Below are 2859 nucleotides of genomic sequence, written 5' to 3' on the forward strand. Positions count from 1 at the left end.
TCGACAAGGCCGATCGCTTGGGCCTGCGCCGCGCCCGCGTTGTCGATGCCGGTCGTCGCACCATCGAAGTGCAGGGCCGTGATCGCCGCGGTGATCGCCGCACCATCACCTTCGGCCGCGACCGCGGTTGCCCGGTATTCTGATCGACCGGCAGGAATGAGAAAGGGCCGTCCACTGGGCGGCCTTTTTCTTGTGCGCGCTGTTAAGTCAGTGACTGCAAGCGCAGCTTGTAGCAATCGAGCAGGTGATGCAGCGCCGGCTTGTGGCCGTCGGCTGCGGCATCCAGCGCCATGCTCCACAGCCCGATCTGAAAGCCGAGATAGCAGGGCACAAGCAGATCGACGAGGTCGCGTTCTATCGTCCTGTCGCGCAGGCTGACGACCTGGCTGATAAGAAGGCTGCTCTCGGTCGCGGTCAAATCATGCTCGACGATCGCGCCGGCAATGTCCCAGGCGATGTCCTGACAGCCGACAAGATCATGCGCGCTGCTGTGATCGAGCGCATCCATCTTGATCAACTGACTATTTGCGCTCACCCGCCATTCCCATTGATGCAAACGATTGTCCGTATCGACCGGATGAACCAGCCGCTGCATGGTGGCCGCATCTTTCGTCAGACGTCGAACACTTTCGGCCGCCTCCTCACCGAAGGCTTGTCCTGCATTGAAGGTAGCCACATCCGCCAGCAGGGTCAAAGAAGCCCCTTCGTTATGCGCGGGCAAAGTCGCGCGAAGGGCAAGGTAGCGGACGAGCGTGTCCAGTAGAGCCGCGCGATCGTAGCTGTCGGTCAGGGGCTCGCTGTCGATCCATCGCTCGACGATCATGCCGTGCAGGGTTGCGATCGGTTCAACGGCGAAACCAGCCGCGAAGAGCGTTTTCGCCACATCGAACTTCCGCTGCCCTTCTGATCCCAGACCAGCGAATTTCGATAGGAACGATCCGTCAGACGTATGCGCCAGGAACTTTCGTCGCTCCAGCCGCGCATCCACCGGCGACGCATCGCTTTGCCCTTTCCACTTGCCCCATGAAAGATCCTGCAACGGACAATCGAGCGGCCCGAGCAGGTCGGTGATCCATTCTTGAAGCCTGCCTTCGTGCAGAAACGTCACGTCGAAATCTCCCGTATTACGCGGCGCCACCTGCCAGCGTTGGCGATGCTCCGGAGACGCTTGTCCGCCCGGTTCGCCGCCGTGACTGGGAAAGAAGTGGATGCGATCGCGCTCCACTCCGCCACCTTCCAGCCAGTCCGCCACCGCAAGAAACGAACTGCCCGAGAGGCCCGGCCCTTCATCCACGATCGCGATCGGCGCTTCGCCGCGAGCGAGCACGGCTTTGAGAAGCTGCGGATCTGCCTCGATCCTTCGGGTAAACGGATCGCCGGTTGGACGCAGGCTGATCGGCGCTTGCGCATTCAGCGCCGCAGCCACGAGGCATGACAGGCTGAGCCCTATGCTGCGGATACCGATGACGATCGTGTCGGCACCCAGGCCAGAGGCACGAGCCGCCTCCAGATAGGTTTCCGGATAAAGCGCATAGATGCTGTAGCCTTCCGCACTGCGCGTGGTGACTTCACCGGGTTGATCACGCGCGAAATCTGCCATCGCGCTGACAAGGGCGGCCGGCACATCCTGATCAACAAAGCCCGTTCGCCAGCTGCTTTCCACGGTCTTGGCAAGGTCGAACAGCAGCCCGGTCAGTCGCTCCTGCTCCGGCGTTTCGGCATCGAAGCCGCGTTGGTGGAACGCAGCATCGATCAAACCCTGGATGAGTTCCGACGCATCCACGAAGGCCCTGACGATCTCGGCATGACGCACAATCCCTTGAGGGTAAGCTCTCAGATGATCGAGCGTCCCGGCGATCCGCGTTGCCAGATCATGCGTTTTGCCGGCTCGTTGCGCGTCGCCATAAATCCACATGGTCAAGCCTTCTGCCGTCTCTTCGTGACGGGCAATGTCAGTGCGATTTGCCGGGCGGCTGGAAGGAACAATCCAGGGCCCTACAATGTTGAGCCATGTACTTAGCTCCGTAGATCGGGAATTGTATGGGTTCCAGAAAAGTCCGTGTCGCAATCGTCGGCGTCGGCAATTGTGCGTCCTCCCTCGTTCAGGGTCTGAACTACTATCGTGAAGCGAGCGGCAACGAGCCCGTTCCTGGCCTGATGAATGTCGACCTCGGGGGATACCATGTCGGCGATGTGGAGATTTGCTGCGCCTTTGATGTCGCGGACACCAAGGTCGGCCGGGACGTTTCGGATGCGATTTTCGCGGAGCCCAACAACACCTTCAAGTTTGCCGGCGTCGATAAAACCGGCGTAACGGTTCAGCGCGGGCCGACCATGGACGGGATCGGCCGCTATCTCGAAGACACGGTCACAGAGTCGTCCGAACCCGTTGTCGACGTGGCGGAAATCCTGCGCCAGAGCGGCGCCGACGTCCTGGTGTCCTATCTGCCGGTCGGCTCGCAGAAGGCCAGCGAGTTCTATGCCGAGCAGGCGCTGGAAGCCGGCGTCGCGCTGGTCAACTGCATCCCCGTCTTCATCGCGTCGCAGCCGGATTGGCAGCAGCGTTTTGCCGACAAGGGCGTGCCGATCATCGGCGACGACATCAAGAGCCAGGTGGGCGCCACCATCGTGCACCGCATGCTGGCTAATCTGTTCCGCGAGCGCGGCGTGAGGCTGGACCGCACATACCAGCTGAATTTCGGCGGCAACACCGACTTTCTCAACATGCTGGAGCGCGAGCGGCTGGAATCGAAGAAGATCTCCAAGACCCAGGCGGTCACCAGCCAGATCGACGTGCCGCTCGAGGCCGGAAATGTTCATGTCGGTCCGAGCGACCACGTGCCTTGGCTCACCGACCGC

Annotated in this window: 2 protein-coding genes; one reads left to right on the top strand and one right to left on the bottom strand. The window is 61.4% G+C overall.

Annotated features, from left to right (window positions below; all coding sequences use genetic code 11):
* Positions 1 to 202: 202 nt before the first annotated feature.
* Entirely contained in the window at positions 203 to 1921 is a 1719-nt protein-coding gene (locus RTX98_RS10485) for a hypothetical protein (RefSeq protein WP_312796459.1), read from the bottom strand.
* A 119-nt stretch (positions 1922 to 2040) separates the two neighbouring features.
* On the opposite strand from RTX98_RS10485, the gene RTX98_RS10490 reads away from it, so the two are divergent.
* Positions 2041 to 2859, top strand: an 819-nt coding sequence (locus RTX98_RS10490) for an inositol-3-phosphate synthase (protein WP_312796460.1), incomplete at its 3' end; no start/stop codon positions are given.

This window comes from Tianweitania sp. (assembly GCF_032053605.1).
GTDB lineage: Bacteria > Pseudomonadota > Alphaproteobacteria > Rhizobiales > Rhizobiaceae > Tianweitania.